General features: G+C 58.9%; 17 protein-coding genes and 8 pseudogenes. 13 read left to right on the top strand and 12 right to left on the bottom strand.

Features of this window, described 5'->3' with window-relative positions; genetic code table 11:
• Window positions 1-96: 96 nt before the first annotated feature.
• From CAF65_RS04310 to CAF65_RS04300, 3 genes are all read right to left on the bottom strand, one after another.
• Window positions 97-411 (bottom strand): winged helix-turn-helix domain-containing protein, encoded by a 315-nt coding sequence (locus tag CAF65_RS04310; protein ID WP_085715169.1) that lies wholly within the window; start codon window positions 409-411, stop codon window positions 97-99.
• Between the two features lie 327 nt (window positions 412-738).
• Entirely contained in the window at window positions 739-1,722 is a 984-nt protein-coding gene (locus CAF65_RS04305) for a fatty acid desaturase (protein ID WP_085715168.1), read from the bottom strand.
• Window positions 1,723-1,787: 65 nt separating this feature from the next.
• A complete protein-coding gene (locus CAF65_RS04300; RefSeq protein WP_085715167.1) occupies window positions 1,788-2,846 on the bottom strand; it encodes a hypothetical protein in 1,059 nt (352 codons plus the stop codon).
• Window positions 2,847-3,219: 373 nt separating this feature from the next.
• Here CAF65_RS04300 and CAF65_RS29005 point away from each other — a divergent pair, with 373 nt between their 5' ends.
• Window positions 3,220-3,423, top strand: a complete 204-nt coding sequence (locus tag CAF65_RS29005; RefSeq protein WP_143492071.1) for a hypothetical protein — start codon at window positions 3,220-3,222, stop codon at window positions 3,421-3,423.
• 264 nt (window positions 3,424-3,687) lie between these two features.
• Here CAF65_RS29005 and CAF65_RS28665 read toward each other — a convergent pair.
• Window positions 3,688-3,858: pseudogene (locus CAF65_RS28665) on the bottom strand (integrase); the annotation flags it as partial.
• Window positions 3,859-4,180: 322 nt separating this feature from the next.
• On the opposite strand from CAF65_RS28665, the gene CAF65_RS04290 reads away from it, so the two are divergent.
• From CAF65_RS04290 to CAF65_RS04275, 4 genes are all read left to right on the top strand, one after another.
• Window positions 4,181-5,191, top strand: a complete 1,011-nt coding sequence (locus tag CAF65_RS04290) for an aldo/keto reductase (RefSeq protein WP_085715165.1) — start codon at window positions 4,181-4,183, stop codon at window positions 5,189-5,191.
• A gap of 72 nt (window positions 5,192-5,263) precedes the next feature.
• Window positions 5,264-5,674 carry an SRPBCC family protein gene (locus CAF65_RS04285; RefSeq protein WP_085715164.1) on the top strand — a complete coding sequence of 137 codons (411 nt, stop codon included), beginning with the start codon at window positions 5,264-5,266 and terminating at the stop codon, window positions 5,672-5,674.
• A gap of 110 nt (window positions 5,675-5,784) precedes the next feature.
• Window positions 5,785-6,681, top strand: coding sequence for a LysR family transcriptional regulator (locus tag CAF65_RS04280; protein ID WP_085715163.1), 897 nt, complete (start codon window positions 5,785-5,787; stop codon window positions 6,679-6,681).
• 7 nt (window positions 6,682-6,688) lie between these two features.
• Window positions 6,689-7,609 (top strand): LysR family transcriptional regulator, encoded by a 921-nt coding sequence (locus CAF65_RS04275; protein WP_085715162.1) that lies wholly within the window; start codon window positions 6,689-6,691, stop codon window positions 7,607-7,609.
• Between the two features lie 35 nt (window positions 7,610-7,644).
• On the opposite strand, the pseudogene CAF65_RS04270 reads toward CAF65_RS04275, so the two are convergent.
• A pseudogene (locus tag CAF65_RS04270) lies at window positions 7,645-8,945 on the bottom strand (MFS transporter).
• A gap of 309 nt (window positions 8,946-9,254) precedes the next feature.
• Here CAF65_RS04270 and CAF65_RS04265 point away from each other — a divergent pair.
• The 4 genes and pseudogenes from CAF65_RS04265 to CAF65_RS28440 all read left to right on the top strand — a co-directional run.
• Window positions 9,255-10,418, top strand: a complete 1,164-nt coding sequence (locus CAF65_RS04265) for an iron-containing alcohol dehydrogenase (protein ID WP_085715161.1) — start codon at window positions 9,255-9,257, stop codon at window positions 10,416-10,418.
• A gap of 57 nt (window positions 10,419-10,475) precedes the next feature.
• Window positions 10,476-10,790 (top strand): NIPSNAP family protein, encoded by a 315-nt coding sequence (locus CAF65_RS04260; protein ID WP_085715160.1) that lies wholly within the window; start codon window positions 10,476-10,478, stop codon window positions 10,788-10,790.
• Between the two features lie 28 nt (window positions 10,791-10,818).
• On the top strand, window positions 10,819-12,393 hold the full coding sequence (locus tag CAF65_RS04255; RefSeq protein ID WP_371918990.1) for an aldehyde dehydrogenase (NADP(+)): 1,575 nt from the start codon (window positions 10,819-10,821) through the stop codon (window positions 12,391-12,393).
• Between the two features lie 96 nt (window positions 12,394-12,489).
• A pseudogene (locus CAF65_RS28440) lies at window positions 12,490-12,618 on the top strand (3-oxoacyl-ACP reductase); the annotation flags it as partial.
• Window positions 12,619-12,729: 111 nt separating this feature from the next.
• Here CAF65_RS28440 and CAF65_RS04245 read toward each other — a convergent pair.
• From CAF65_RS04245 to CAF65_RS04235, 3 genes and pseudogenes are all read right to left on the bottom strand, one after another.
• Window positions 12,730-13,527 carry an SDR family NAD(P)-dependent oxidoreductase gene (locus CAF65_RS04245; RefSeq protein WP_085715157.1) on the bottom strand — a complete coding sequence of 266 codons (798 nt, stop codon included), beginning with the start codon at window positions 13,525-13,527 and terminating at the stop codon, window positions 12,730-12,732.
• A gap of 86 nt (window positions 13,528-13,613) precedes the next feature.
• Complete coding sequence (locus CAF65_RS04240; RefSeq protein WP_085715156.1) at window positions 13,614-14,525, bottom strand: LysR substrate-binding domain-containing protein; 912 nt, start codon at window positions 14,523-14,525, stop codon at window positions 13,614-13,616.
• 77 nt (window positions 14,526-14,602) lie between these two features.
• Window positions 14,603-14,928 (bottom strand): annotated as a pseudogene (locus CAF65_RS04235) (MFS transporter); the annotation flags it as partial.
• Between the two features lies 1 nt (window position 14,929).
• Here CAF65_RS04235 and CAF65_RS04230 point away from each other — a divergent pair.
• From CAF65_RS04230 to CAF65_RS04220, 3 genes and pseudogenes are all read left to right on the top strand, one after another.
• Window positions 14,930-15,759 (top strand): annotated as a pseudogene (locus CAF65_RS04230) (HlyD family secretion protein); the annotation flags it as partial.
• Between the two features lie 15 nt (window positions 15,760-15,774).
• The gene (locus CAF65_RS04225; RefSeq protein ID WP_085715155.1) at window positions 15,775-17,196 is read left to right on the top strand and encodes an OprD family outer membrane porin; all 1,422 of its coding nucleotides are present in this window, start codon (window positions 15,775-15,777) and stop codon (window positions 17,194-17,196) included.
• A 95-nt stretch (window positions 17,197-17,291) separates the two neighbouring features.
• Window positions 17,292-17,834: pseudogene (locus tag CAF65_RS04220) on the top strand (transporter); the annotation flags it as partial.
• A 337-nt stretch (window positions 17,835-18,171) separates the two neighbouring features.
• On the opposite strand, the gene CAF65_RS04215 reads toward CAF65_RS04220, so the two are convergent.
• Entirely contained in the window at window positions 18,172-18,585 is a 414-nt protein-coding gene (locus CAF65_RS04215; protein WP_085715154.1) for a DoxX family protein, read from the bottom strand.
• Between the two features lie 321 nt (window positions 18,586-18,906).
• On the opposite strand from CAF65_RS04215, the gene wrbA reads away from it, so the two are divergent.
• Window positions 18,907-19,509 (top strand): NAD(P)H:quinone oxidoreductase, encoded by a 603-nt coding sequence (wrbA, locus tag CAF65_RS04210; protein ID WP_085715153.1) that lies wholly within the window; start codon window positions 18,907-18,909, stop codon window positions 19,507-19,509.
• Between the two features lie 1,030 nt (window positions 19,510-20,539).
• Here wrbA and CAF65_RS28660 read toward each other — a convergent pair.
• The 3 genes and pseudogenes from CAF65_RS28660 to CAF65_RS04200 form a co-directional block, all read right to left on the bottom strand.
• Complete coding sequence (locus CAF65_RS28660) at window positions 20,540-20,662, bottom strand: hypothetical protein (RefSeq protein ID WP_256578599.1); 123 nt, start codon at window positions 20,660-20,662, stop codon at window positions 20,540-20,542.
• A gap of 574 nt (window positions 20,663-21,236) precedes the next feature.
• Window positions 21,237-21,449 (bottom strand): annotated as a pseudogene (locus CAF65_RS04205) (inositol monophosphatase family protein); the annotation flags it as partial.
• A 106-nt stretch (window positions 21,450-21,555) separates the two neighbouring features.
• Window positions 21,556-21,961 (bottom strand): annotated as a pseudogene (locus CAF65_RS04200) (TonB-dependent receptor plug domain-containing protein); the annotation flags it as partial.
• Window positions 21,962-22,012: the final 51 nt, after the last annotated feature.

Below are 22,012 nucleotides of genomic sequence, written 5' to 3'. Positions count from 1 at the left end.
TGGGTATTCGGCAAAGGCCATGGCACAACAGAATAAGCGCAAACCGATATCGTGCGCTTCTTCATGTACTACAACCGCACAAGGCTCCACTTGGTGTTATTGCTCGTGGGCGATATTCTGGATCAAGCAATATCCTCGATTTCTAACAGCGCAGAATAATCGCTCACCACTAGTGACCTTTTTGAACTTGTCTTGCAGGCGGCTAAGGCTCATCTCCAGGCCGCAGTACTGATTCGGCTCTCTACCGATACTTCGAATCAACTCCTCTTTGCTCACCACCCGGTCATCTGCTTGCACTAGAGTACTTACCAAAGCTGATTCGATGCCTGTGAGGATGACCTTTACATCATCCTTCACCAGCACCTTATGTATGATGTCTAACTTCCAGTTTTCCTTACTGGGCACGGTCATTTTCAGTTCCTTCTGTTGAATGCAGGTTTTCACTTTCCCTGTATAGCGTTCCTCGCCATGCGTAGAGGCGTGCTCATCAGTTCAAATCGGTACGGAACAGGCCACGATCAAACAAACTGTTGAACATGCGTATTCAAAGATTATCAAGGAAAGAATATATGACGCATATATTCGCGACCTGCGGTCATGCCTCTGGATTTAATTGCACATTTTCCCATAAAATTGATAAGCGATGGTTCTTGCCATTGCCGGTGGCCCTATAAAATCCTGCGATTCATTAGCACTCCATGGTAGTTGTCGCGTCAACCGTCTAACCACTGAACCCTTTCAGGCTCGACGATCGAAAAAATGGCCCATCAGTTTCAGCAGCGGCCGGCGTCGATTTTTCCAGGCAAAGTCCCATTCATTGATTTGCGATGCCACCGGACTGTGTTGCTGTTGATTCAGCAGGCTGTGGACCCTGGACAGGCGATACCAGGGCACCGAGGGGAAGGCGTGGTGAACGACATGCAGGTTGAAGTTCAGGATGATAAAGCGCGACCAGAGCGGCAGACTTTTGCAATCGTGAGATATGGCGTCCTGTTCCCAGTACTGAAGTCGATCGGCATCCTTGGGCAATAGCGGGGCCTCGGCGTGGTGGGGCAAGTTCAGCAACTCCACCATAAAACAGAGAAACACCCATGCCACCAGATAAAAGACCACCAAGTCCGCCAAATGACCGAAGGCCAGAGCAACCCCAGCCATTACCAGGTAACCGACCAAGTAGATACGGGCGAAACGAATCTCTTTGATTATTCTCGCTGAGCTGTTTCCCTGGGTGCGTGCAATAAAGGGCGCTCGCCAGTTGGAGAGAAAATGGTTGGCGGCGATCATGGGGATCCAGTGCTTCCACATGAACTCCAGCCTCCGTTCCTGTTTCTTGGTCATGACCGCGAACTTCTCGATCATGTTTTTGTTTTCCGGATCGTTGATCGGGTGGGCCGCCCAGGTGTGATGGGCCATGTGAGATCGGCGCCGCACCAGAAAGGGTAGAGCGATCAGCCAGCCGCTGAAATGGCCGATGAAGTTGTTGAGGTTGCGATTGTCGGAGGCCGCGCCGTGCAACGCCTCATGCAGGATAAGGTAGACCTGCAGAACGGAAAATCCTGCCAATACCAAGGCCAGCCCTTGAAGGACTGTGGATGAACTCAGCCATAGGTTCCAGGCCAGGGTGAGAACCAGCAGGTCAACTACCCACAATATGACTGTCCAAGGTTCTTTGGCGCCGTCAGGGATCTGTTTTCGAATAACAAGCCATTGCTCTTTGGTCATTTTCTGAAGTATCCAATAGTCATTTTTCTAGGGATGTATGGCGGTCGAATAGATAGAGTTTGTTTTTAATTGGGGCTGATATTGCAGAGATGACTGGCCAGCCTGGAGTAGGCTTGGTCAAAGAACATCACCTCGGCATCGAAACCATGGCTTCGTGGCACCTGAGGAAAGTCCTGAAGCACCAGCAAGATGCAGTCGTATCTGGCGCCATCCTGCTGGTACCAAGCGGGGAGGTAGGCGGTAATCGAGAATCCCAGCCTGATCATGCTGCTGATAAGTTCCAGTTTGTCGGCAAGAACACAGGCACTGATGTACTCGGCACGTTTCCAGTGCTGCAGAAGTGCCTTGAGTTCATCCATGATTTCCTGCCCCGTTTCGCTTGCACCAACATAACCGGACAGCATCAGGGCCTTTGCAGCAGTGCCGTAGGAGTAGAGAAATGCCCCGTGCTGATCGGTCCCTTGTGGTCCGGTCAGGTGGGTGGCTGGATAAGCATCGGATACCGCTTCAAGCCTCAGTGACTTATACAGGTAGTCGCTTATGAACTCAGTGCCGGATATGCTGGCATACCAGGGCGCTATATGACGGAAGCCGTCCGCGGTCCGAGGATGTATGGCGGTCAAGTGATATTCCCTTATGCCATCGACCATATCCGGGCCACCGTCATGGCCCACTAGCACGGCCGCTCTTATCTTCTTCATGACCGAGTGACTGGCTATATTCCGAGTGATATAGAACCCCAGCTCGTTAGGCTCAGTAAAATGACTTTCCAGGCCGAGTCTTACCAGGCTGGATATGAGACCTGCTCTGCGGGTGTCTGGATGTATCACCCCGTAACACACTTCCCACGACTGGTTCCAGGGGCGGCGGGCGATACATAAGCAGCCGACAATCAGCGAGTCGATCTCAACGACGAACCACTTTTGCAACCCGGAAATCATCGCGTTATAGATATAGATCTGGTTCAGGCAGGGATGGGTCGTTTGCGCATAGGTAACACTAAATAACTCTGCGAGGCTGTTTACATCCTCGGTTCTCCCGGAACGCAGGATAAAGCCAGGGGATTGCTGCTCGACGCCTAGGAGAAAGGTCGCTGCTTGATCCAGATAGTTAATTTCGGTCATGGCGGCACACCAAGTTTTTAATGTTTGGTTTTTATTCGTGACGAGCGAGTGCAGTGCGTCGTTAGTGGCGCACGCAATAAAAGAGGGGCGTCAACTTGCAGGTAGCCGCGGTGGCTCTCTGCGAAAGTCAATATGCGAGTGGTCGGGGGTGTTCTGGTAGGCTTTTTCGCGGTTCATCTGTAGTTCATCCGTGATCGTATACATCATGCAACTCCTGTTTCTAGCTCTGGCAGACTGGATTCCTTCCAATTAGCCGCAGATCGACTATAGATACTCATTGTGGCCTGTCAAATGGATTCGGCGAATTTATCCTGTACCTTCGATTCGGTGTTGCGAAGTTTTGCCGCTAGCGGCCTGGCTTGGTCAACGCGCCATGTTCACCAAGAACTTGCCCCTCAGGTTTTTGGAGCAGCCTAAGAGTGTTCCGTTCTTGGGTAACATGCCCGGCTTCAAGTGGTTATTTACCAGTAGCTCGGCCTTCTCAAATAGCACGGAGCTTGTTCTTTTTCTGGCGCCGAGACTGGTTGATCGCCATATAACCAAACTAAATAGAAACGTTTGGGTGCGACCCCGGTGACGAATGTCGGAAGATGCCTGGACATTTCCTCAAACATAATTAGTTCAACCTTGAGAACGGATTGTTTTTCCAAGAGAGCTCCGGAACAAATTTTTTCGAAGCTACGGTAACGCTATAGCGGAAGCGAAACTAACCGGTGGTGGAGGTTGTTCAGGGTTTGATATGCGACGCCCTGGTACGTCCTGGCAGTGAATCCCGGAAACCGCGCTGGCACTCTCCCACTTTTGCAACTGGTCGAAGCGGAAGAGGCCTTGGTCGCACCGGCCAGGTTTCGCCATCCAGGCGGCGCAGGTCTTCCACCTGCAGGCCAATCACCTCCGAGCGCCGGAGGCCGCCACCGCTCCAGGCCAACAATAGCAGGGCCCGATCACGTAACACGCGCACGCCAACGTTGCAAGTGGCGAGCATCGCCTGCAAGGGCTCCAGCGCCCGGGCGTAGCGCAGTTAGCGCCCCCCGGCAGAGTTAGCTTCCTCAGGCTTATTCAGTCCGGCGACCGTTACTGAATAAGTAATCAGAGACATATTTTTGATCTCAGGCATGAAAACCTGCCACTCACATCGTTGGCACCGTGAACAGATGCCTAGGCTCAACTCATCGACTAAAGCTAGAGCTGCACATTCGCGACAATGATTTAGTGGGTAATGCTTATAAGGTCTCAAGTCTGTCGAATTATGACTTGGACGATCTTGGTAGAGGCGGCATAGGATTGCCGCCATCGGAGTTCATAACCGACTCCCCTTACCAGGAAAACATTAGATGAACCTCAAATCCCTTATCGCCAATCCACTGGGCTTCGGCACAGCACCACTGGGCAACATGTTTCGCAATGTGCCAGAGGCCGAGGTACAAGCCACTGTCGACGCAGCCTGGAACAACGGCGTGCGCTACTTCGACACCGCGCCGTTCTACGGTGCCGGCCTCTCCGAATCGCGCCTGGGCAACGCCCTGGTCGGTCGTCCTCGCGACGAATACGTGCTCAGCTCCAAGGTCGGCCGGATCATCCTCGACGAACTGGAAGACCCTACCAGCCGTGAGCTGGGCGAGAAGAGCGGCTTGTTCGAACACGGCAACCGCAACCGCATCGTCAACGACTACAGCGCCGACGCTACCCTGCGTTCCATCGAGGATAGCCTGCGCCGTCTGAAGACCGACCGCCTGGACATCGTCTGGATCCACGACATCGCCCAGGACTTCTATGGTGACGAGTGGCTGGAGCGTTTCGAGACCGCACGCAAAGGGGCCTTCCGTGTCCTCACCCGCCTGCGTGAAGAAGGCGTGATCAAGGCGTGGGGCCTGGGTGTGAATCGGGTCGAGCCGATCGAGCTGACCCTCGACCTGGACGAGCCGCGTCCCGATGGCTTCCTGCTCGCTGGCCGTTATTCGCTGCTGGACCACGACCGCGCCCTGCAACGTGTCATGCCGCAAGCAGTGGAGCAGGGCGTTGGCATCGTCGTCGGCGGTCCTTACAGCTCTGGCGTCACTGCCGGTGGCGAGCACTTCGAATACCAGAAGGCCACCCAGCCAGTGCTGGAGAAGCTCGAGCGCATCCGCTCGGTCGCCCGTACCCATGGTGTCGACGTCAAGGCCGCCGCCCTGCAATTCGCCCTGGCCCACCCGGCCGTAGTCGCAGCGATCCCGGGCTCGACCCGTCCGCTGCACGCCAACGAAGACCTTGCGGCCCTGAGTACGGTCATCCCCGCCGCCTTCTGGAACGACCTGCGACAGCAAGGGCTGATCAATGCCCTGGCGCCTGTTCCAACTGTTTGAAATGACTTTGCGGGGCCGCGCCGCGGCCCTGTCCTTACCACATCATCGGGGTTGAACCCCAGGAGAAACATCATGGCTACTGCACAATCTTCCATCGACCTTCACATCGATGCCGACCGTGTCTGGCAACTGATTGGCGGCTTCGACGCTCTGCCCGACTGGCTGCCGTTCATTCCGCAAAGCACCTTAAGCGAAGGCGGTCGCGTGCGCACGCTCAAGAGCATCGACGGCGACACCATCATCGAGCGTCTGCTGGATTTCAACGAAGCCGGGCGCAGCTACAGCTACACCATCCTTCAAGGCCCGGCGCCGGTTCGCGATTACCAGTCGACCCTGCGCGTGGTGTCGGCAGGCCAGGGGGCCCGCGTGGAATGGTCCGGCTCGTTTGTGCCGGTCGGTGTCAGCGATGCCGAAGCGACCGCGATGTTCACCACCATCTACCAGGATGGCCTGGCGGCGCTGAAGCAGGCACTGGAAGGTTGATGGATGACTTGGGGCCGCAAAGCGGCCCCAAGCCTGAGCAGCCTGCCCCGCATCCGAACCGTGTTTTAGCGCGCCGTTAACCACGGCCTTGCTCATTTTCGAAGACTGATATGCTGGACTTCAGACAACTCCGTTATTTCGTCGCCGTGGCTGAGTTCGAACACGTGGGCAAGGCGGCGGAACAACTGCACATCTCCCAGTCGCCGCTCAGCCGGCAAATTGCCCAGCTTGAAGAACGCCTGGGCCTGCAGCTGTTCGAACGCAGCCAGCAACGGCTGCGCATTACCTCCGATGGGCGCACCTTCCTGCACGAGGCCAAGGCCCTGCTGAAACACGCCGAACGACTTGAGTCACTCGGCCGCCGGCTGGGCCGGGGCGAGTCGGGTGGGCTGTGCATCGGCTACGTCAACCACGCCATCCATGCTGGGGTGTTGCCCAAGGCGTTGCGCCAGGTGCGTGAGGAGCGGCCGGGAATCCATATCGCCCTGTACAACCTGACGGCCCAGGAGCAATTCGAGGGGTTGCGCCAGCGCAGCCTCGATATCGCGCTGGTGTGCGAGCCGATACCGGAGGGTGATCTGGATCTGCTGGTAACACCGGTATTCAAAGACCCGCTCCATCTCGCGCTACCCTCTGGGCACCCACTGGCAGACAAGGCGCAGATTGACCCCGTCGATCTGCACGAGCAGGACTGGATCATGGTCGACGGGCACGCGACCCCCAACCGGCGTGAGCGTTTCATGGCCCGTTGCGTGGAGGCAGGCTTTGCGCCACAGATCCGGCTGGAGGCCGTCGAACCATTGAGTGCGCTGGGGCTGGTGTCCGCTGGCTTGGGGTTGGCGCTGATCCAGCAGAGCATTGGCGGCGACAGCAACCCTGAAGTGGTGCTGCGCGAGTTGCCGTGGTTGCAGCAAAGCATCGGCCTTTGGGCAGCCTGGCACCGTGTTGACCTGCGCCCGATTGTGAGCGAGTTTCGTCAGATCGTATTGGCTGGTGCGGAGCGTTAAGGAGATCATGATTCCATCCCTGGACAGTATTTTCGCCCGACTGCGTTTGCGTCAGTTGCGTCTGCTCATCGAGCTGGATCGCTGCGGCTCACTGCACAAGGCCGCCGAGGCTATGGCCATCTCTCAGCCCGGGGCAACCAAAGCGTTGCGCGAGGTCGAGGAGATTCTTGGTGTGCCGCTGTTCGTGCGCCAGCACAGCGGCCTGGTGGCCAATGATGCCGGACGTTGCGTGGTGCGCTATGCACGGTTGATCCACAGCGACCTGGGCCATTTGCGCGACGAGGTGCTGGGGATCGTGCAAGGCCAGGGCGGGCGCCTGGCGGTGGGCAGCATCATGGGTGCCATACCGACACTGGTGGGGGCGCTGGGGCACCTGCGGCGCAAGCAGCCGCAGCTGGCGGTGGAGATCGTCGAGAACACCAGCGCCAACCTGTTGGCGCAACTGGATGAGGGGCGCCTGGACCTGGCGATCTGTCGCCCGGGGCTTGGGCGCAACGCGGCGGATTATGTCTTCCTGGAGCTGGCCCATGAACCACTGGCGGTGGTGGCCCATCCACAGCATCCGCTGGCCGGGGCGCAGGCGTTGGACGTGGGCGACCTGAGCCGCTACCGATGGATCGTCTACCCGGCCAACATGCCCATGCGCCAGGCTCTGGAGCGCGAGCTGAGCGAGGCAGGGGTAGAAGTGCCGCGCTATCCCCTGGAAACCTCGTCCACCTTCACCACGTTCATGCTGCTGGAAGAAGACCCCACCCTGGTGGCGGTAATACCCAGTACTGTGGCGGCATTCGCCGAGCAGCGCGGTTTACTGGTGTCGCTGGCGGTGCGGTTGCGGGCGTTGAGCGAGCCGTTCGGGGTGGTGCACCGGGTGGCTTCGCCGTTGTCCCATGCGGCGCGATTGTTGGTGGACGAGTTGCTCGCGCAGTAGGTGCAATGGGGCCGTTGTTTCGGCCCCGCCCACACTCAGAACTGCCGTTCGCGGTAGTCGATCAGGCTCGAGAACAGGGCAATCAGCAACGCCGCAACGACAAAGAAGATCAATGCGAAAAAGTACTCGCCGGTGAACTGTACGATCAGGCCAATGACGATCGGCACCAGCACCCCGGCCATGTTGCCGCAGAAGTTCATGGCCCCGCCTAGCACGCCAGTACGCGAGGGGCCGCCGATGATCGCCGGCAGGCACCAGTACATGCCACACCAGCGGATGAAGAACATCGCCACGCACAACAGGATGATCACCGGGCCCGTGCTGGCGACAAAAGCGGCGGCGAGGATGCATGCTGCGGCGACCAGTGCCGAGCCACTGAACATCGAGCGCATTACCAGGTTCGGCGAAGCGCCGCTGGCGCGCCATTTGTCTCCGATCCAGCCGCCGACCAGTTCGCCGATGAATCCGCACATGAAGATCATGAAGGTCGCCCCCCCATGGCCGAGATATCCAGGCCGTGGGCCTTGTGCAGGTAGCTGGGCATCCATGTCAGCAAGCCGTAGAACACCGCGAGGATGCAGCTGTAGCCGGCGAACATGGCGAAGATCGAGCGATCCTTGAGTAGCACGCGCAGGGGAGTGCTGATCTTGGCGGCAGCGGCATGAGCGCTGGCGTTGCCTTCGGTAATATGTCGCAGCTCGGCCTCGTTGACGCCCGGGTGTTCGCCGGGGTGGTTGCGGATGTACTTCCAGGCCAGGATGCCAGCCAGGATGGTACCTACCCCAGCGATCACGAAGGCCAGGCGCCAAGAGCCGAGCCAGGCGATCAGCGCGGAGATCAGGATCGCGCCCAGGGCACTGCCCAATGGGGCGCCGCCGTCCACCAGCACGGCGCCGCGACCGCGCTCATTGGGGGTGAGCCAGGAGCTGTTGAGCTTGGCGCCGGCGGGCATGATTGGCGATTCGGCCACACCCAAGCCGATGCGTGTCAGCAGCACCAGCCAGTGGTGCGAGGCTGCGCCGAGCGCCTGGAAAGCACCCCAGGCGACGGTTGCGGCACCGATGATGCCGCGCGTGTGGAAGCGGTCCAGCAACAAGCCACCGGGAATCTGCATCAGCGCATACGACCAGAAGAACGCGCTGAGCATCAGCCCCTCCATGGCTGGCGTCAGGTTGAATTCCGGTGCGATCAGCGGTAGGGCTACCGACAGCGAGGCGCGGTCGATGTAGTTGATCGCGGTGAGCAGCATCAGGATCAGGAAGATGCGCCAGCGCACCGTGGTCATGGGGGCGTTGGCGTCCAGTGTCAGGACAGCCGGGGAAGCGGTGGTCTTCATCGCAGTGCTCGTTCTTGTGATTATCGGGATGCACATCAACCGAAGCCTGCGGCGGCGGGCTTACCCATGCCTCCGCCACGTGCTCGGGCTGTGTGCGCTCCGATTGTTGGAGCCCTGGCGGGTAGCAGGTAATGAAAAGAGCTGATCCATGGATAACCGCTGCTTATCGATAAGCCATGGTTATCCCCGGATCAGCTCTTTTCATTATCCAGCGCCTGTCCCCCTCCCTAGATTGCCCAGGCACGGCCCGTCGCGAAGCTCGGCGGGTTCAACAATAACAACACGGCTCCACGTGCCAGAGGATCTTCCATGAGCAACTTCCAGTTTCATTTCCCCACCCTCGCTAAGTGCGGTGAAGGCTTGGCCAACCAGGCCGGCGGGCTGCTCAAGCCCTATGTCCAGGGCGCGCTGCTGGTGGTCACCGACCAGGGCTTGATCGATGCCGGTATCCTTGGTGGTTTCTTTGCATCCCTGGAGCAGGCCGGCATCGACTACCACCTTTTCTCGGCGGTGGAAGCTAACCCCAGTACCGACGTCCTGGACGCTGCCGTGCGCCTGTTGCGCGAGAATGATTGCAAGGCGGTGATCGGCGTGGGTGGTGGCAGCAGCATCGACACCGCCAAGGGCGTGGCGGCAATGGCCACCAACCCAGGCAACATTCTCGACTACGAAGGCTACGACAAGCTGGTCAACCCGCCGCTGCCGATCTTCGCCATCCCGACTACCGCCGGCACCGGCAGTGAGTGCACCGCCTCGACGGTGTTCACCAACAAGCAGACGTTGTTCAAGACAGTCATCATCAGCCCGCAGCTGTTCCCGCGCCTGGCGATCCTCGACCCGGCGCTGACCTTGAAGCTGCCGGCCTCGATCACGGCCGCCACCGGCATGGACGCGCTGACCCACGCGATCGAGTCCTATGTTTCGCGTCAGGCCAACCCAATCAGCCAGGCCATGGCCCTGCAGGCGATCCGTATGATCGCGGGCAGCCTCGAGAAGTGCTGTTTCGTCGGCACCGACATGGCCGCTCGCGAGCAGATGCTGCTGGGCTCGTTCCTTGCCGGAGTGGCTTTTTCCCAGTCCAAGCTGGGCAACGTGCACGCGATTTCCCATACCTTCGGAGGCGTGTTCAACATCCCCCACGGTATCGCCAACGCCGCGCTGCTGCCTTATGTCATCAAGTTCAATGTTCCAGCCTGCCCGGAGCGCTTCCGTGACATCGCCATCGCCCTAGGGGCCGATGTCACCGCCCTGAGCGTGGAGCAGGCTGCGGCCTGCACGGTGGAGCGGGTGGTGGCGCTGAACCGCGCCATCGGTATTCCCACCACCATCCGCGAACTGGGTGTGGATCTGGAGTTCCTGCCGCAGATGGTCAGCGACTCCATGCGCAGCGGTAACGTACTGGTCAACCCGCGCCTGACCACGGCCCGCGATGTCGAGCGCCTGATTACCGACGCCTACCACGGCAACCTCTGAAACCCATTACTCACTGCGTGCCCGGTCGCGGGCACGCCTGTCCAGGAAGCTCTGTCCATGTTCTATGAAATGCGTACCTACACCCTGCACATCGGCAAGATGAAGGAATACCTGGAACACTTCGAGAAAGTAGGTCTGCCGGTGATCTCGCGCTACGCCACCCTGGTTGGCTGGTGGTACACCGAGATCGGCGAGCTCAACCAAGTGGTGCACATCTGGGCCTATGAGAGCCTGGACGACCGTATCCGCCGCCGCGCCGCGCTCTACGAAGACCGAGACTGGCTCGAACACTTCATCCCCAAGGCCTTCCCCATGCTGGTCCGCATGGAGTCCAAGCTGCTGATGCCGGCGGCATTCTCGCCGATCCAGTGATCCCCGATTTTCTTGTGAGCGAATTTCCATGTCCGACGGATACAACTTCATCGGCGGGCGCCGTAGCGGCCTGGGCTCGGTGCTACTGAACAGTATCGATGCCCACAGCGGCGAGCGCCTGCCCGGTTTCTTTCACCAAGCCACTGATGGGGAGGTGGACGCCGCTGCCCAAGCGGCAGCTATGGCCTACCCGACGTACCGTGCCCTGGCGCCGGAGCACCGGGCGCGCTTCCTTGAGGCCATCGCCGACGAGCTGGACGCCCTGGGTGACGACTTCATAGCGCTGGTCGGGCGCGAGACCGCCTTGCCGCCAGCACGCATCAATGGTGAGCGCGGCCGCACCAGCGGCCAGTTGCGGCTGTTCGCCCAGGTGCTGCGCAGGGGCGATTTCCTTGGTGCGCGCATCGACCGTGCCTTGCCCCAGCGCCAACCACTGCCGCGCCCGGACCTGCGCCAGTACCGCCTGGGTTTGGGTCCGGTGGCGGTGTTTGGTGCCAGCAATTTCCCGCTGGCGTTCTCCACCGCGGGTGGCGACACTGCCGCCGCACTCGCCGCTGGCTGCCCGGTGGTGGTCAAGGCCCATGGTGGGCATATGGCCACGGCGCAGCAGGTGGCCGATGCCATCGAGCGAGCAGCCCTTCGCACGCAGATGCCTGCCGGTGTGTTCAACATGATCTTCGGTAGTGGTGTCGGCGAGCGTCTGGTGCGCCACCCCGCGATCCAGGCGGTCGGTTTCACCGGTTCGCTCAAGGGCGGCCGGGCCCTGTGCGACCTAGCGGCGGCGCGTGCGCAGCCGATCCCGGTGTTTGCCGAAATGAGCAGCATCAACCCGGTGCTGGTTTTGCCCGAGGCCCTGCGCCAGCGTGGTGAGATCATCGCCCGCGAACTGAGCGCTTCGGTGGTGCAAGGGGCAGGGCAGTTCTGCACCAACCCAGGTCTTGTAATTGGCCTGCGCTCGCCCGCATTCAGCGCGTTTATCGAGGCCTTGCGCCTGCAACTGGACGACCAGCCGGCGCAGACCATGCTCAACCGCGGCACCCTGGCCAGCTACGCGGCAGGGTTGTGCGCCCTGGAGGCGCACCCGCAGGTGCAACGCCTGAGCGCCGCCCGCCAGGACGGTATGCAGGCGTCGACGCAGTTGTTCAAGGCCGATGTGCGCTTGTTGCTCGAAGGCGACGAGCTGCTGCAGGAAGAGGTGTTCGGCCCGGCCACCGTGGTGGTGGAAGTGGCCGACCGTGAGGAGCTGCACCGGGCCCTGGCCGGGCTGCGGGGGCAATTGACCGCCACCCTGATCGGTGAACCGGACGAGCTCCTGAAGGCGGGTGACCTGCTGGCTGCATTGGAGGAGAAGGTCGGGCGGGTGCTGATCAATGGTTACCCGACCGGCGTCGAGGTCAGCGATGCCATGGTCCATGGCGGCCCGTACCCGGCCACCTCGGACGCCCGTGGCACCTCGGTCGGTACCCTGGCCATCGACCGCTTCCTGCGGCCGGTGTGCTACCAGAATTTGCCCGATGCGCTGCTGCCCGATGCACTGAAGAATGCCAACCCGTTGGGTATCAATCGCCTGGTGGATGGGGTGTGCAGCCGCGGCGTGTTGTAGCACCTTCCAGGCAATCGCACTGGCCCTGTCCTTACGAAAGGGTCTGTGACCTCTGCGTGCACGTACCCTGACTATTCACTCAATACGGAGCCGATCATGGATCTGGGTATCAAAGGTCGCGGGGCGATCGTCTGCGCCGCCAGCCAAGGGCTGGGCAAGGGCTGCGCCGAGGCCCTGGCGGGCGATGGCGTCAACCTGGTGATCACGCGGATGGCCACCAGCACTTGGCCAGGACCGGGTTGCGGCAAAGGTTTATCGAGGGGCAAAGGTGTGTTGAATCGAAGTCATCAATGACAAAGGGCCGCTGTGCGGCCCTTGTTTCCAAGCAAGCTGAATTCAGATCGCGAGGCTGTCGACCACACCGCCGTCGACCCGCAGGGCTGCGCCGGTGGTGGCGGAGGAGTAAGGGGAAGCGAGGTAGACCACCAAGTGGGCGACTTCGTCGACTTCGGCGGCGCGCTGGATGATCGAACTCGGGCGGGCGCTGCGCACGAAATGGTCAGCCTCTTCGCGGATGCTGCGGCCGGAGACCTTGGCGGCCTCGGCCACCAGGTTGGCGACGCCGTCGGTCAGGGTCGGCCCTGGCAGTACTGCGTTGACGGTGACGCCGGTACCTGCCAGACGCTTGGCCAGGCCGTGAGAGACGGCGAGGTTGGCACTCTTGGTCACGCCGTAGTTGATCATGTCGGCGGGGATGGCGACACCCGATTCGGAGGAGATGAACAGGATCCTCCCCCAGCCTTTCTCCACCATCCCTGGGGCATAGTGGCGAGCCAGACGCACGCCGGACAGCACGTTGGTTTCGTAGAAACGGGTCCACTCGCTGTCAGCTACCTCAAAGAAGTCGACATCGTCGTAGATGCCCAGGTTGTTGACCAGGATGTCGGCCTTTGGGTGGGCAGCGAACAGGGTTTCGGCGCCAGCGGCGGTGCCCAGGTCGGCGACGACGCCCTGTACCTGGCCACGCCCGCCTTGGGCGCGAAGTTCGGCCAGGGCGGCATCCACCGATTTCTGGCTACGGCCGGCGATGACTACATCGGCATGGGCACGTGCCAGGCCGCGGGCGATGGCCAGGCCAATACCGCCGGTCGAGCCGCTGATGATGGCGGTGCGTCCGCCGAGGTCGATGTTCATGGGATGGCTCCTGTGGGTGAGTTGCATCGATGGGGGGCATGCTAGTGGGACGCGTACAGACTGTAAAAGACATAATTCGACTTGGTTCAGACCTTTCTGGTCTTTTGAGCCAGCGCCAACACCCGCTCGCGGAAAACCCCCACGATCGGTCGCAGGTCCACCTGATGCCAGGCTGCCCACAGCTTCACGCAGGGCCTGAACCAGTCCAGCTGGCGCAACACCACCGTAGGGCCCGCGCTGGCGGCCAGGCTGCTCTGCACCATAGCCAGGCCCAGCCCTGCGGACACCAGCCCGAGCACGCTCAGCGGGTCGGTCGCCTCCAGCGACAGGCGCGGGGTGAAGCCGGCATCGGCGCAGCGGGCGATGAAGTCATCGCGTTTGTTGATCTGGTCGGGTTGGCCGCCGGTGATGATCCACTCCTGTTCATGCAGATCGGCGGGGGTAAGTTCGGCCCTGGTCGCCAGCGGGTGCTCGGCGGGTATGGCCAGCAGCATGGGGTCGTCCAGCACGGGCAGAGCAAGCAGGTCTGGGTCATTGTCGGGTACGGACTCGCAGACCAGGGCGATATCCAGGCTGCGTTGGCGCAGGCCTTCGAACTGCTCTCTCGGTGTCATGTTGTAGAGGGCGATATGGATCTGCGGACGTTCGCCACGGATCGCCCGAACAGCGCCGGGCAGCACGCCGGCATGGATGGCGTGGTTAACGTAGCCGATGCACAGACCGCCTTCCTCACCGCGGCCCAGGCGCTTGCCCAGCGATTCCAGGCGCTCGGCGTGCTTGAGCAGGCCGCGGGCTTCGGACAGGAAAGTGCGCCCGTCACTGGTCAGGAACAGCCGTTGGTTGCGCCGTTCGAACAGGGCCAGGCCGAGGTGATCCTCGAGTTGGGCGATCTGCCGGCTCAGGGGGGATTGGGAAATGTGTAGCTGCTCCGCCGCGCGGCCGACGTTCTCACATTCGGCGACGGCGACGAAGTAGCGCAACTGACGTAGATCTTGCATGGGACCTCCAAGGGACTGCTCCACGTTGTACTAGGGCGGTCCCGACTTGGCTAGGCCTCAGTGCGCACCTCTTGATTTTACGCAGCCTCGCCGATTGCGTTGGCAGTGGCCTTGCCGCGCCCGCCAAGCCATACCAGCAACAGCCCGCCCGCTGCCAGCAGACCGCCAGCGACCGGTATTGCAGCATAGCCAAGGTCCAGGCTGATGACGACGCCACCCAGCGCCGCGCCCACCGCGTTGCCGAGGTTGAACGCGCCGACGTTGATCGAGCAAGCAAGGCCCGGGCCTCGGCAGCGGCGATCATCACGCGCATCTGCAGCGGTGGCACCACGGCGAAGGTGAACACGCCCCATACCAGCAACGCCAGGGCTGCGCCGAGGTGCCTGCCCAGTACCAGCGGCATCGATGTAGTGACGCTGTCCGCCGATGTGTCAGGTCGCATCGTCAGCTTGACGGTGCAGGACAACCAGCATGTGGAGAAGGGCCAGTTGCTGCTGGAAATCGACCCGGCGCGCTATGCGCTGGCGGTCGAGCATGCCAGGCGTTCGGTTGCAGTAGCCAAAGCGGCTCAGGGCCAATCACAGGCGGCCATCATTTCCAGTGAGGCCTTGCTCAAACAGCGCCAAAGCGAAAAGCACAGACGGCGCACCCTCAAGCAAGGCTTCGCGATCTCTGGGGAGGAGTGGGAGAAGTCCAGTACCGAAGTGGCAGTGGCCCAGGCTGAACTGATGAGAAATCAGGCCAACCTTGGTCTGGCGCAGGCCAACGTCCAGCTGGCCGTTGCCGCCTTGACCCAAGCCGAACTGGACCTGCAACGAACCCGGGTGACAGCGCCGGTCAGCGGTTATGTGACCAATCTGTTGACCCGCGAGGGTGACTACGCCAGTGCTGGCAGCGCGCTGTTGGCGTTGGTCGACAGTGACTCGTTCTATGTCAGTGGGTACTTCGAAGAAACCAAACTGCCGAGAATCAATGAAGGCAACAAGGTCCGCATTCAGTTGATGAGCGGCGAGACTTTCGCCGGGGCCGTGCAGAGCATTGCTTTTGCGATCACTGACCGGGAGAACTCACCGGCAATCGCTTGCTGGCTAATATCAACCCCAGCTACACCTGGGTCAAACTGGCGCAGCGGGTTCCGGTGCGAATTCAGATAGACCCGCAATATGTCGGCAGGGGACGCCTGCGTGCAGGCACCACCGCCACGGTAAAGGTGCTTGAAAACTCTCAACCGTAAGCAGGAGTAGCGTCGATGACCATTCCCCTGAAACAACTCTTGGGCGTTACTCTATCGCTGGGTGTTTCATTGGCAGTGAATAACGCCGAGGCAGACAACTCGCTGGGCCAACGGGATAACCTGAACACCGACATCAATGATCGGCAAAAGGCGGAAATGGCGGTGCCGGCCGGTTTTGTCAGTGGCTCTTCGTTCAATGCAATATTACGCAACTACTACTTCAGCCGCGATAACCACAACACCCCGGCTCGGCTCGATCAGCGTGAGTGGGTACAGGCTGTCTACCTGTCGTTTCGCTCCGGGTATACCGATACGCCGATCGGCGTGGGTGTAGATGTGCATGGGTTTTATGGGCTCAAACTGGATGGCGGAGGAGGCAGCGGTGGCGCCGGATTGCTTCCGCTGAACTCGGAAAAAGAGCCAGAATCGGAGTTTTCCGCAGCCGGAGCTGCACTTAAATTCAGGGGCTTCGACACGCTGGTCCAGGCCGGCGATCAGTATCTGGAAAACCCCGTCGTTGCCGGCGGTGTCAGCCGAGTATTTCCCCAGAGCTTCCGTGGCGTTGGGTTGAAGAACTACAGCCTGCCGGACCTGACCCTCGATGCCGGTTGGGTCGACTCCACCCGTTTGCGTAATCAGAGTGGTCAAAGCCATTTGGTCACCAGCTATGGCGCCAGTAACAAGGCTGGTGTGCCGGCCGATCGTGAAAGCCCGCACATGGGTTGGCTCGGAGGTGTTTACAGTGTGCCGGGGGCCATCACCCTGACGGTGTATGGCGGGCAGTTGAGCGACATCTGGAATCAGTACTACGCGGGCGCCAGCTGGCCATTGAAGGTAACCTCAGTAATCACGCTGACGCCGTACCTGCACTATTTCAAAACCCGCGATCAGGGCCAGAGTCAGCTCGGACGCATCGACAATGACACCTACAGCGGTGGTCTGACGGTGTCCGGCGCTGGGCAGAGCCTGACCCTGGGCTTACAAAAAGTCGACGGCAACACACCCTTTGACTACGTGGCCCAGGATGACCGGTCGTTTCTCTACTTGAGCAACTCTCAGCAGTTCGCCGACTTCAATGGCCCGGGGGAGAAATCCTGGAAGCTGCAATATCAGACCAGCCTGAAGTTTCTGGATGCCCCCAATGTCCAGTTCAGCACTTCCTATACCCGAGGCGAAGCCGATCTGACCCGTGTAGATCCCGCGAGCAAGGGATATGGCTACATCTTCAACGCTTCCGGAAAGGATGCTCACCATTGGGAACGCGATGTGGCCCTGCGTTATGCGGTGCCAGACGGCAAGGCCAGGGGATGGAGCGTGACGCTACGTTGGGCCGCGCATCGCTCGGGTGACGGTTACACGGCCCCGGGCAACACCCGAGGTAATTCGAACGCCGATGAATACCGCGTGATCGTGGATTATCCGTTCAGTATTTTTTAGCCAGCAGCTAAGAAGGCAGGATATGCGCCAGCAGGCAGGGTTAATCAAGGCCATCGGTATCAGCTCGCTGTTCATTTGCTCACCGAGCCAAGCCGATTAGCCCGTTCCTGTTGCAGTGGGCGCCGCGCTCGGTACTCGGCAGGCCTTACTGGCAACGGCTGAATTTTGTTTTTTCGTTGCCGACGGGGTCCTACAGCGCTGACTCGGACATCAACACCGGCAGCAATGTTTGGGTGTTTAACCCCCATTACGTGTTCACTTGGGAGCTGACTGATCGCTTGGAAGTGAGCGGTTGTTTCCACTATGCATGGTCAAGTCGCAACAACGATCCGGCGTGCGCCTTAAAGGCAGACAGCATCCAGCCAGGCGAGGCGATCCACAGTAATCTTGCGGTGTCTTACGCCGTGTCTGATAACTGGCGGGTAGGGGTGGCCGGCTACCAACTAAAGCAGATCAGCGATGACCGGATCGACGGACATCGACAGAAAGACTCTCGGGAACAAGTCATGGGCATTGGGCCGGGTGTGATGTATCGGCAAGGAAAACAGACACTGTTTGCCAACCTGTATTTTGAGAGCGGTGCCGAAAATCGCTCGCAGGGAACACAGCTGACGTTGCGTTACCAGCACGCATTTTAGTTCTTGCTCCCGCTCGGCCTATCGGACCGCGGGCGACAAGCCGTTGATGAAGATGGCGATGAGGTGGATAACGCACTGATCGCCGGCCTCAAGATAGGCTCAAACTTCTGAAATCTTAGGTCAGGCGAATTGAAGGGGGTGGCGAATAAGGCCAGCATCTTGCAGACGGTCTTCTGCACTTGATGCAGCTCATAAAACTTACAACAGATCTCAGGGGCACCGTTTCGAGCATTACATGGGTATGTAATGTGAATCTTTTAGGTCCAGGCAAGCATACGGACAGTCCCACAAGAAAAAGAAACCGTCCTGAGCTCAGAATGCCCCTATGCGCGCGTTGCTATCTGCCATCAATTGAATACTTGCCAGGACCTGTAATGCCCAGCAGTAGCAAGCCGCCCATGATGCTGAGGTTTTTGAAATAATGGATCATGTTGGCCGCGCGCTCTGGGTCAACCATAGTCCAAAAGTGATGCCCGATTAGAGAGGTACCGAGTACGAATAAGACGTAGAGAAACGCGAGTGGGCGGGTGTAGAAACCCACGACTATCGCTATGGCGACAAAGAACTCCATGACTACCGCGACCCCCGCAGCAACCATGGGCATGGGCGCGCCGAGTGAGCTTATGTAGGCAGCGGTACCGCCAAAGTTGGTCAGCTTGCCCCAGCCGGAAACTATGAAAAGGATCATTAGAAGGATGCGGGCGAGCAGGATGATCTCGTTTCTCTGATTCTCAAACAGGTTGTATCTCATGGTGTTCCGCCTGTGGACGCGAGAGGGGATGCGCAAGTAAGTATGGTATTGAAGCCTTGCGCGTACTTTTAACACTAGCAGTTGATTGGCGGTCTGCTCTGGGACGGGGAGCAATAAAAAACTAGCTCTGTCTGCCAACAGGCAGCATATGGAGCTGCTAGTGTTTAATCCGCACTCCGTCAAAGTCTCTGCAGTCGGGTGGGTGTGGACCGCAGTTTTGTTCGTGACCAAGCACTACATCTACCGCTGTTGCTCGTTGACAGTGGTGTAACCCAAGATCTTCCTAATCAATCGAATGGCGCTTAATCCAGGAGAAAAGTCATGGCGAAGGTACTGGTTCTCTATTACTCAATGTACGGTCACCTCGAGACGATGGCTGGCGCAGTGGCCGAAGGCGCACGATCCGTACCCGGCACCGACGTGACGCTCAAGCGTGTCGCTGAAACCATCCCGGCCGAACAGGCAGCAGCCATCGGCATCAAACTTGACCAGAAGGCACCGGTGGCGACACCTGACGAGCTGGCCAATTACGATGCCATCATCTTTGGTACACCGACGCGCTTTGGCAATATGGCGGGACAGATGCGCACGTTTCTCGACCAGACCGGCGGACTGTGGATGAGCGGCGCGCTGGTCGGGAAAATCGGCAGTGTCTTTGCGTCGACCGGCACCCAACACGGTGGCCAGGAAACCACTATTACGTCGTTCCACAGCACACTCCTGCATCAGGGAATGGTCATCGTGGGTGTGCCTTACAGCTGCGCAGGGCTGACCAACATGAGCGAGATCACCGGCGGTACGCCCTATGGCGCGACCACCCTGGCAGGCGCCGACGGTAAACGGCAACCGTCACAAAATGAACTGGACATTGCGCGTTTCCAGGGTAAACACGTCGCTGAACTCGCAATAAAGATCGCGGGTTAACGCGAGCATGTAAATGGGCACATGTTGTAGGACAGGAGTCGAGCTTCGCTAGCCTGTGTAGTACAGAACGGATGTCACCATCGCACCGCTGATGCTCGTCGGCGGTTTGGCGATGTTGCTAGCAAAAGTCTTGCGAGTCGATAGTCATTGAAGAGGTAAGCGTTGTTGGATTCAGAGGAGCGACGTTCTAGCGAGGTCGCTCCTCATCCCGTCAGTCAAACTGACCTCCAAGGCTCTGCGTTTGTAGGTGCGCGAGAGATGGAACACTCTTCGACGGCGGTTACCGCCGACTGGTTCTCGTTAAAACGATAGAGCAGGGCAGGGATGAGTTCGTTAAGGAACAAACCGTGGTCCACCTTGCCACGTCCACGTTAACTTTAGTTTTTGACACGACGCGGTGAAGCGCCGTTTCTGCAATCTCGAACCGTAGTGAAGACCAGGACATGGTCATCACCGCGGCGATGGTTTACCTGAAGAGGTGTCTACGAAACCTGAGACGATTCAGTTTCGTACTAATGTTGTAAATCGAATAATTATAGAGGGAGAGGGGGCTAGAGGAAGAGTAGCTGCTTCCAACAACGCAACAGTCGAATACGCACGAGATCAGTCCAGACTTAACTCAACTAAATAGTCGTTTAGTTGAGTTGGCTAATGATTCCACGTAAAGATCATTACGTTGCCATGGGCGGTAGACCATCTTCAAGAGCTCATATCTCTCACTAGACACGCGGCGTCGGGGCTCTCTGATGTGGTCCAACCTAATCTAGCAGGGTGCCAAAATTTGAAAGTTGCGGCTGACAGAGCAGTGCGAGTGATAGTAAAGGTAAACATTCCAACCGGCAAACCCCAGAGCTCGAACGGCATTACGGAGCTTTGAAATCCCGGGCGAGCCAGGCAAACCAAGGCTAACACTTCGGTTCAGTATTACGCTGTAAACCTGTTTTTTGACTTGTTAACTACGGTGGTTAACAAGTCAAAATTGTGGTTAACAACGGTACCGGGCGAGCATTTCACTGAGCTTTTCATCCAATCAGGTTTTCGCGAGTTTCAGGGGGATCTGGTGGCCGGTGAGCTCAACAGCCTTCAAACGCAACGTGTGCATCGCCAAACCGTCAGCGTCTGCAAGCAAATCAATGGGCGTTGTGTTTTCCATCTGTGGCAACCTTGAAATCTGCGCACCAACTCCACGCTGAACGCGGCAGATTTCACACAGCGACGTGTTTGCTGGCGGATCTGTGACGTAAGTAATGCCGTAAACGAACAGGCGCACCCCAAAAAGATGCTTGAAATCAAACGGACAGACGAACTCGCATACGGTGCATGATCACGCGAATCAGGACTCATACCGGTCCGGTAAGTGAACTCGTTAAGCAGAGACCACGAGGACCAATGGAGACCAAAAATGAACTCATCGTGGATCATCAGTGCAAGCCACCGGGTGACCGTACCAACCATATACTCATCAGATAGAATGCGAAACGTGTGACCTAGAGAGTGCGGAAGTAATTCATTGAAGTGGGGACGAAACCATCGTTTCAAAGATTTACTTCCGAAAATTTCAGAGAATTACTTCCGAGCGCTTTGTCAGGACTAAATCTGACCACCAGACGCTCCCACGTCCGTATATGATACTTCGCATAATGTATATTATGTTAAATCATATGCCATGTTAGAAATGTTCATTAGCTGTCTTGCCTTGTGATTGCCGCCTTTGACCCCTACCTGAATCAGACAGCGTGCCTCAGCAGCTCCACCAATTGCGCATGCAATGCAGGATAACCACAAGCAACGACACTCCCGCCATTTTGAGCTGTTCTGCCATCCCAGGCGGTAATCACTCCACCGGCACCTTCGATAATCGGTATCAACGCCTGTACGTCGTAGAGCTGCAAGCTAGCCTCGATAATCACATTTACGAAACCTGAAGTGAGCATGCAGTACCAAGGATTTCGTGTGCGGGATACCGATCCTGAATCAGTTCGCGCATTGCTCGTTCGGCAGCCTTGGCCAAGGTGACCGGATCGAAGCTGGTTCGTCTACAAGGTGGTTGCGCCCCAGCGTACGCCCGTCGGTGGCAACGCCATTTGCTTCAACGGCGTTGCCCTGCAACGTGCCATCGAGCCATTGGAAACCACCCCTCATTGTCCAGTTGTCATTGAGGAAGTGCTCGAAACGCAGCTGCGCCATGTTGTTGTCGTTGTACAAGTTGATCGGCAAACCATTGCGATTGAACTCGCCGGTGGTAAATCCACGCACCGTGAAGATGGTCAGCCCGCCCCACTCCGCCGGCATAGTCAAGGGCGTCCTGCAGGCGAGTCGCCCCGATGTCCTCGACAACATATTTGGTCACCACGCTGATGGACTGCGGCGTCTCGTGAATCGCAGTGTCGGTTCGCGTCGCGCTGGCAGAACGCGTTGCACGGTCGCCCTTCACTGGCCCTTGGGCCGTTTTGTTTTCCACTCTTTCAGCGTTTTGCGGGACATCGGGCGTCGGATAAAAGCG

Source organism: Pseudomonas sp. B28(2017) (genome assembly GCF_002113025.1).
Taxonomy (GTDB): domain Bacteria; phylum Pseudomonadota; class Gammaproteobacteria; order Pseudomonadales; family Pseudomonadaceae; genus Aquipseudomonas.
The sequence above is the reverse complement of the archived record's forward strand: the minus strand, read 5'-3'. Positions and strand labels throughout refer to the sequence as shown.

Bases quoted from the DNA above. Each gene is read 5' to 3' on its own strand.
- CAF65_RS04310 (WP_085715169.1), bottom strand. From the start codon at position 411: ATGACCGTGCCCAGTAAGGAAAACTGGAAGTTAGACATCATACATAAG.
- CAF65_RS04305 (WP_085715168.1), bottom strand. From the start codon at position 1,722: ATGACCAAAGAGCAATGGCTTGTTATTCGAAAACAGATCCCTGACGGC.
- CAF65_RS04300 (WP_085715167.1), bottom strand. From the start codon at position 2,846: ATGACCGAAATTAACTATCTGGATCAAGCAGCGACCTTTCTCCTAGGC.
- CAF65_RS29005 (WP_143492071.1), top strand. From the start codon at position 3,220: ATGTTCACCAAGAACTTGCCCCTCAGGTTTTTGGAGCAGCCTAAGAGT.
- CAF65_RS04290 (WP_085715165.1), top strand. From the start codon at position 4,181: ATGAACCTCAAATCCCTTATCGCCAATCCACTGGGCTTCGGCACAGCA.
- CAF65_RS04285 (WP_085715164.1), top strand. From the start codon at position 5,264: ATGGCTACTGCACAATCTTCCATCGACCTTCACATCGATGCCGACCGT.
- CAF65_RS04280 (WP_085715163.1), top strand. From the start codon at position 5,785: ATGCTGGACTTCAGACAACTCCGTTATTTCGTCGCCGTGGCTGAGTTC.
- CAF65_RS04275 (WP_085715162.1), top strand. From the start codon at position 6,689: ATGATTCCATCCCTGGACAGTATTTTCGCCCGACTGCGTTTGCGTCAG.
- CAF65_RS04265 (WP_085715161.1), top strand. From the start codon at position 9,255: ATGAGCAACTTCCAGTTTCATTTCCCCACCCTCGCTAAGTGCGGTGAA.
- CAF65_RS04260 (WP_085715160.1), top strand. From the start codon at position 10,476: ATGTTCTATGAAATGCGTACCTACACCCTGCACATCGGCAAGATGAAG.
- CAF65_RS04255 (WP_371918990.1), top strand. From the start codon at position 10,819: ATGTCCGACGGATACAACTTCATCGGCGGGCGCCGTAGCGGCCTGGGC.
- CAF65_RS04245 (WP_085715157.1), bottom strand. From the start codon at position 13,527: ATGAACATCGACCTCGGCGGACGCACCGCCATCATCAGCGGCTCGACC.
- CAF65_RS04240 (WP_085715156.1), bottom strand. From the start codon at position 14,525: ATGCAAGATCTACGTCAGTTGCGCTACTTCGTCGCCGTCGCCGAATGT.
- CAF65_RS04225 (WP_085715155.1), top strand. From the start codon at position 15,775: ATGACCATTCCCCTGAAACAACTCTTGGGCGTTACTCTATCGCTGGGT.
- CAF65_RS04215 (WP_085715154.1), bottom strand. From the start codon at position 18,585: ATGAGATACAACCTGTTTGAGAATCAGAGAAACGAGATCATCCTGCTC.
- wrbA (WP_085715153.1), top strand. From the start codon at position 18,907: ATGGCGAAGGTACTGGTTCTCTATTACTCAATGTACGGTCACCTCGAG.
- CAF65_RS28660 (WP_256578599.1), bottom strand. From the start codon at position 20,662: ATGGAAAACACAACGCCCATTGATTTGCTTGCAGACGCTGACGGTTTG.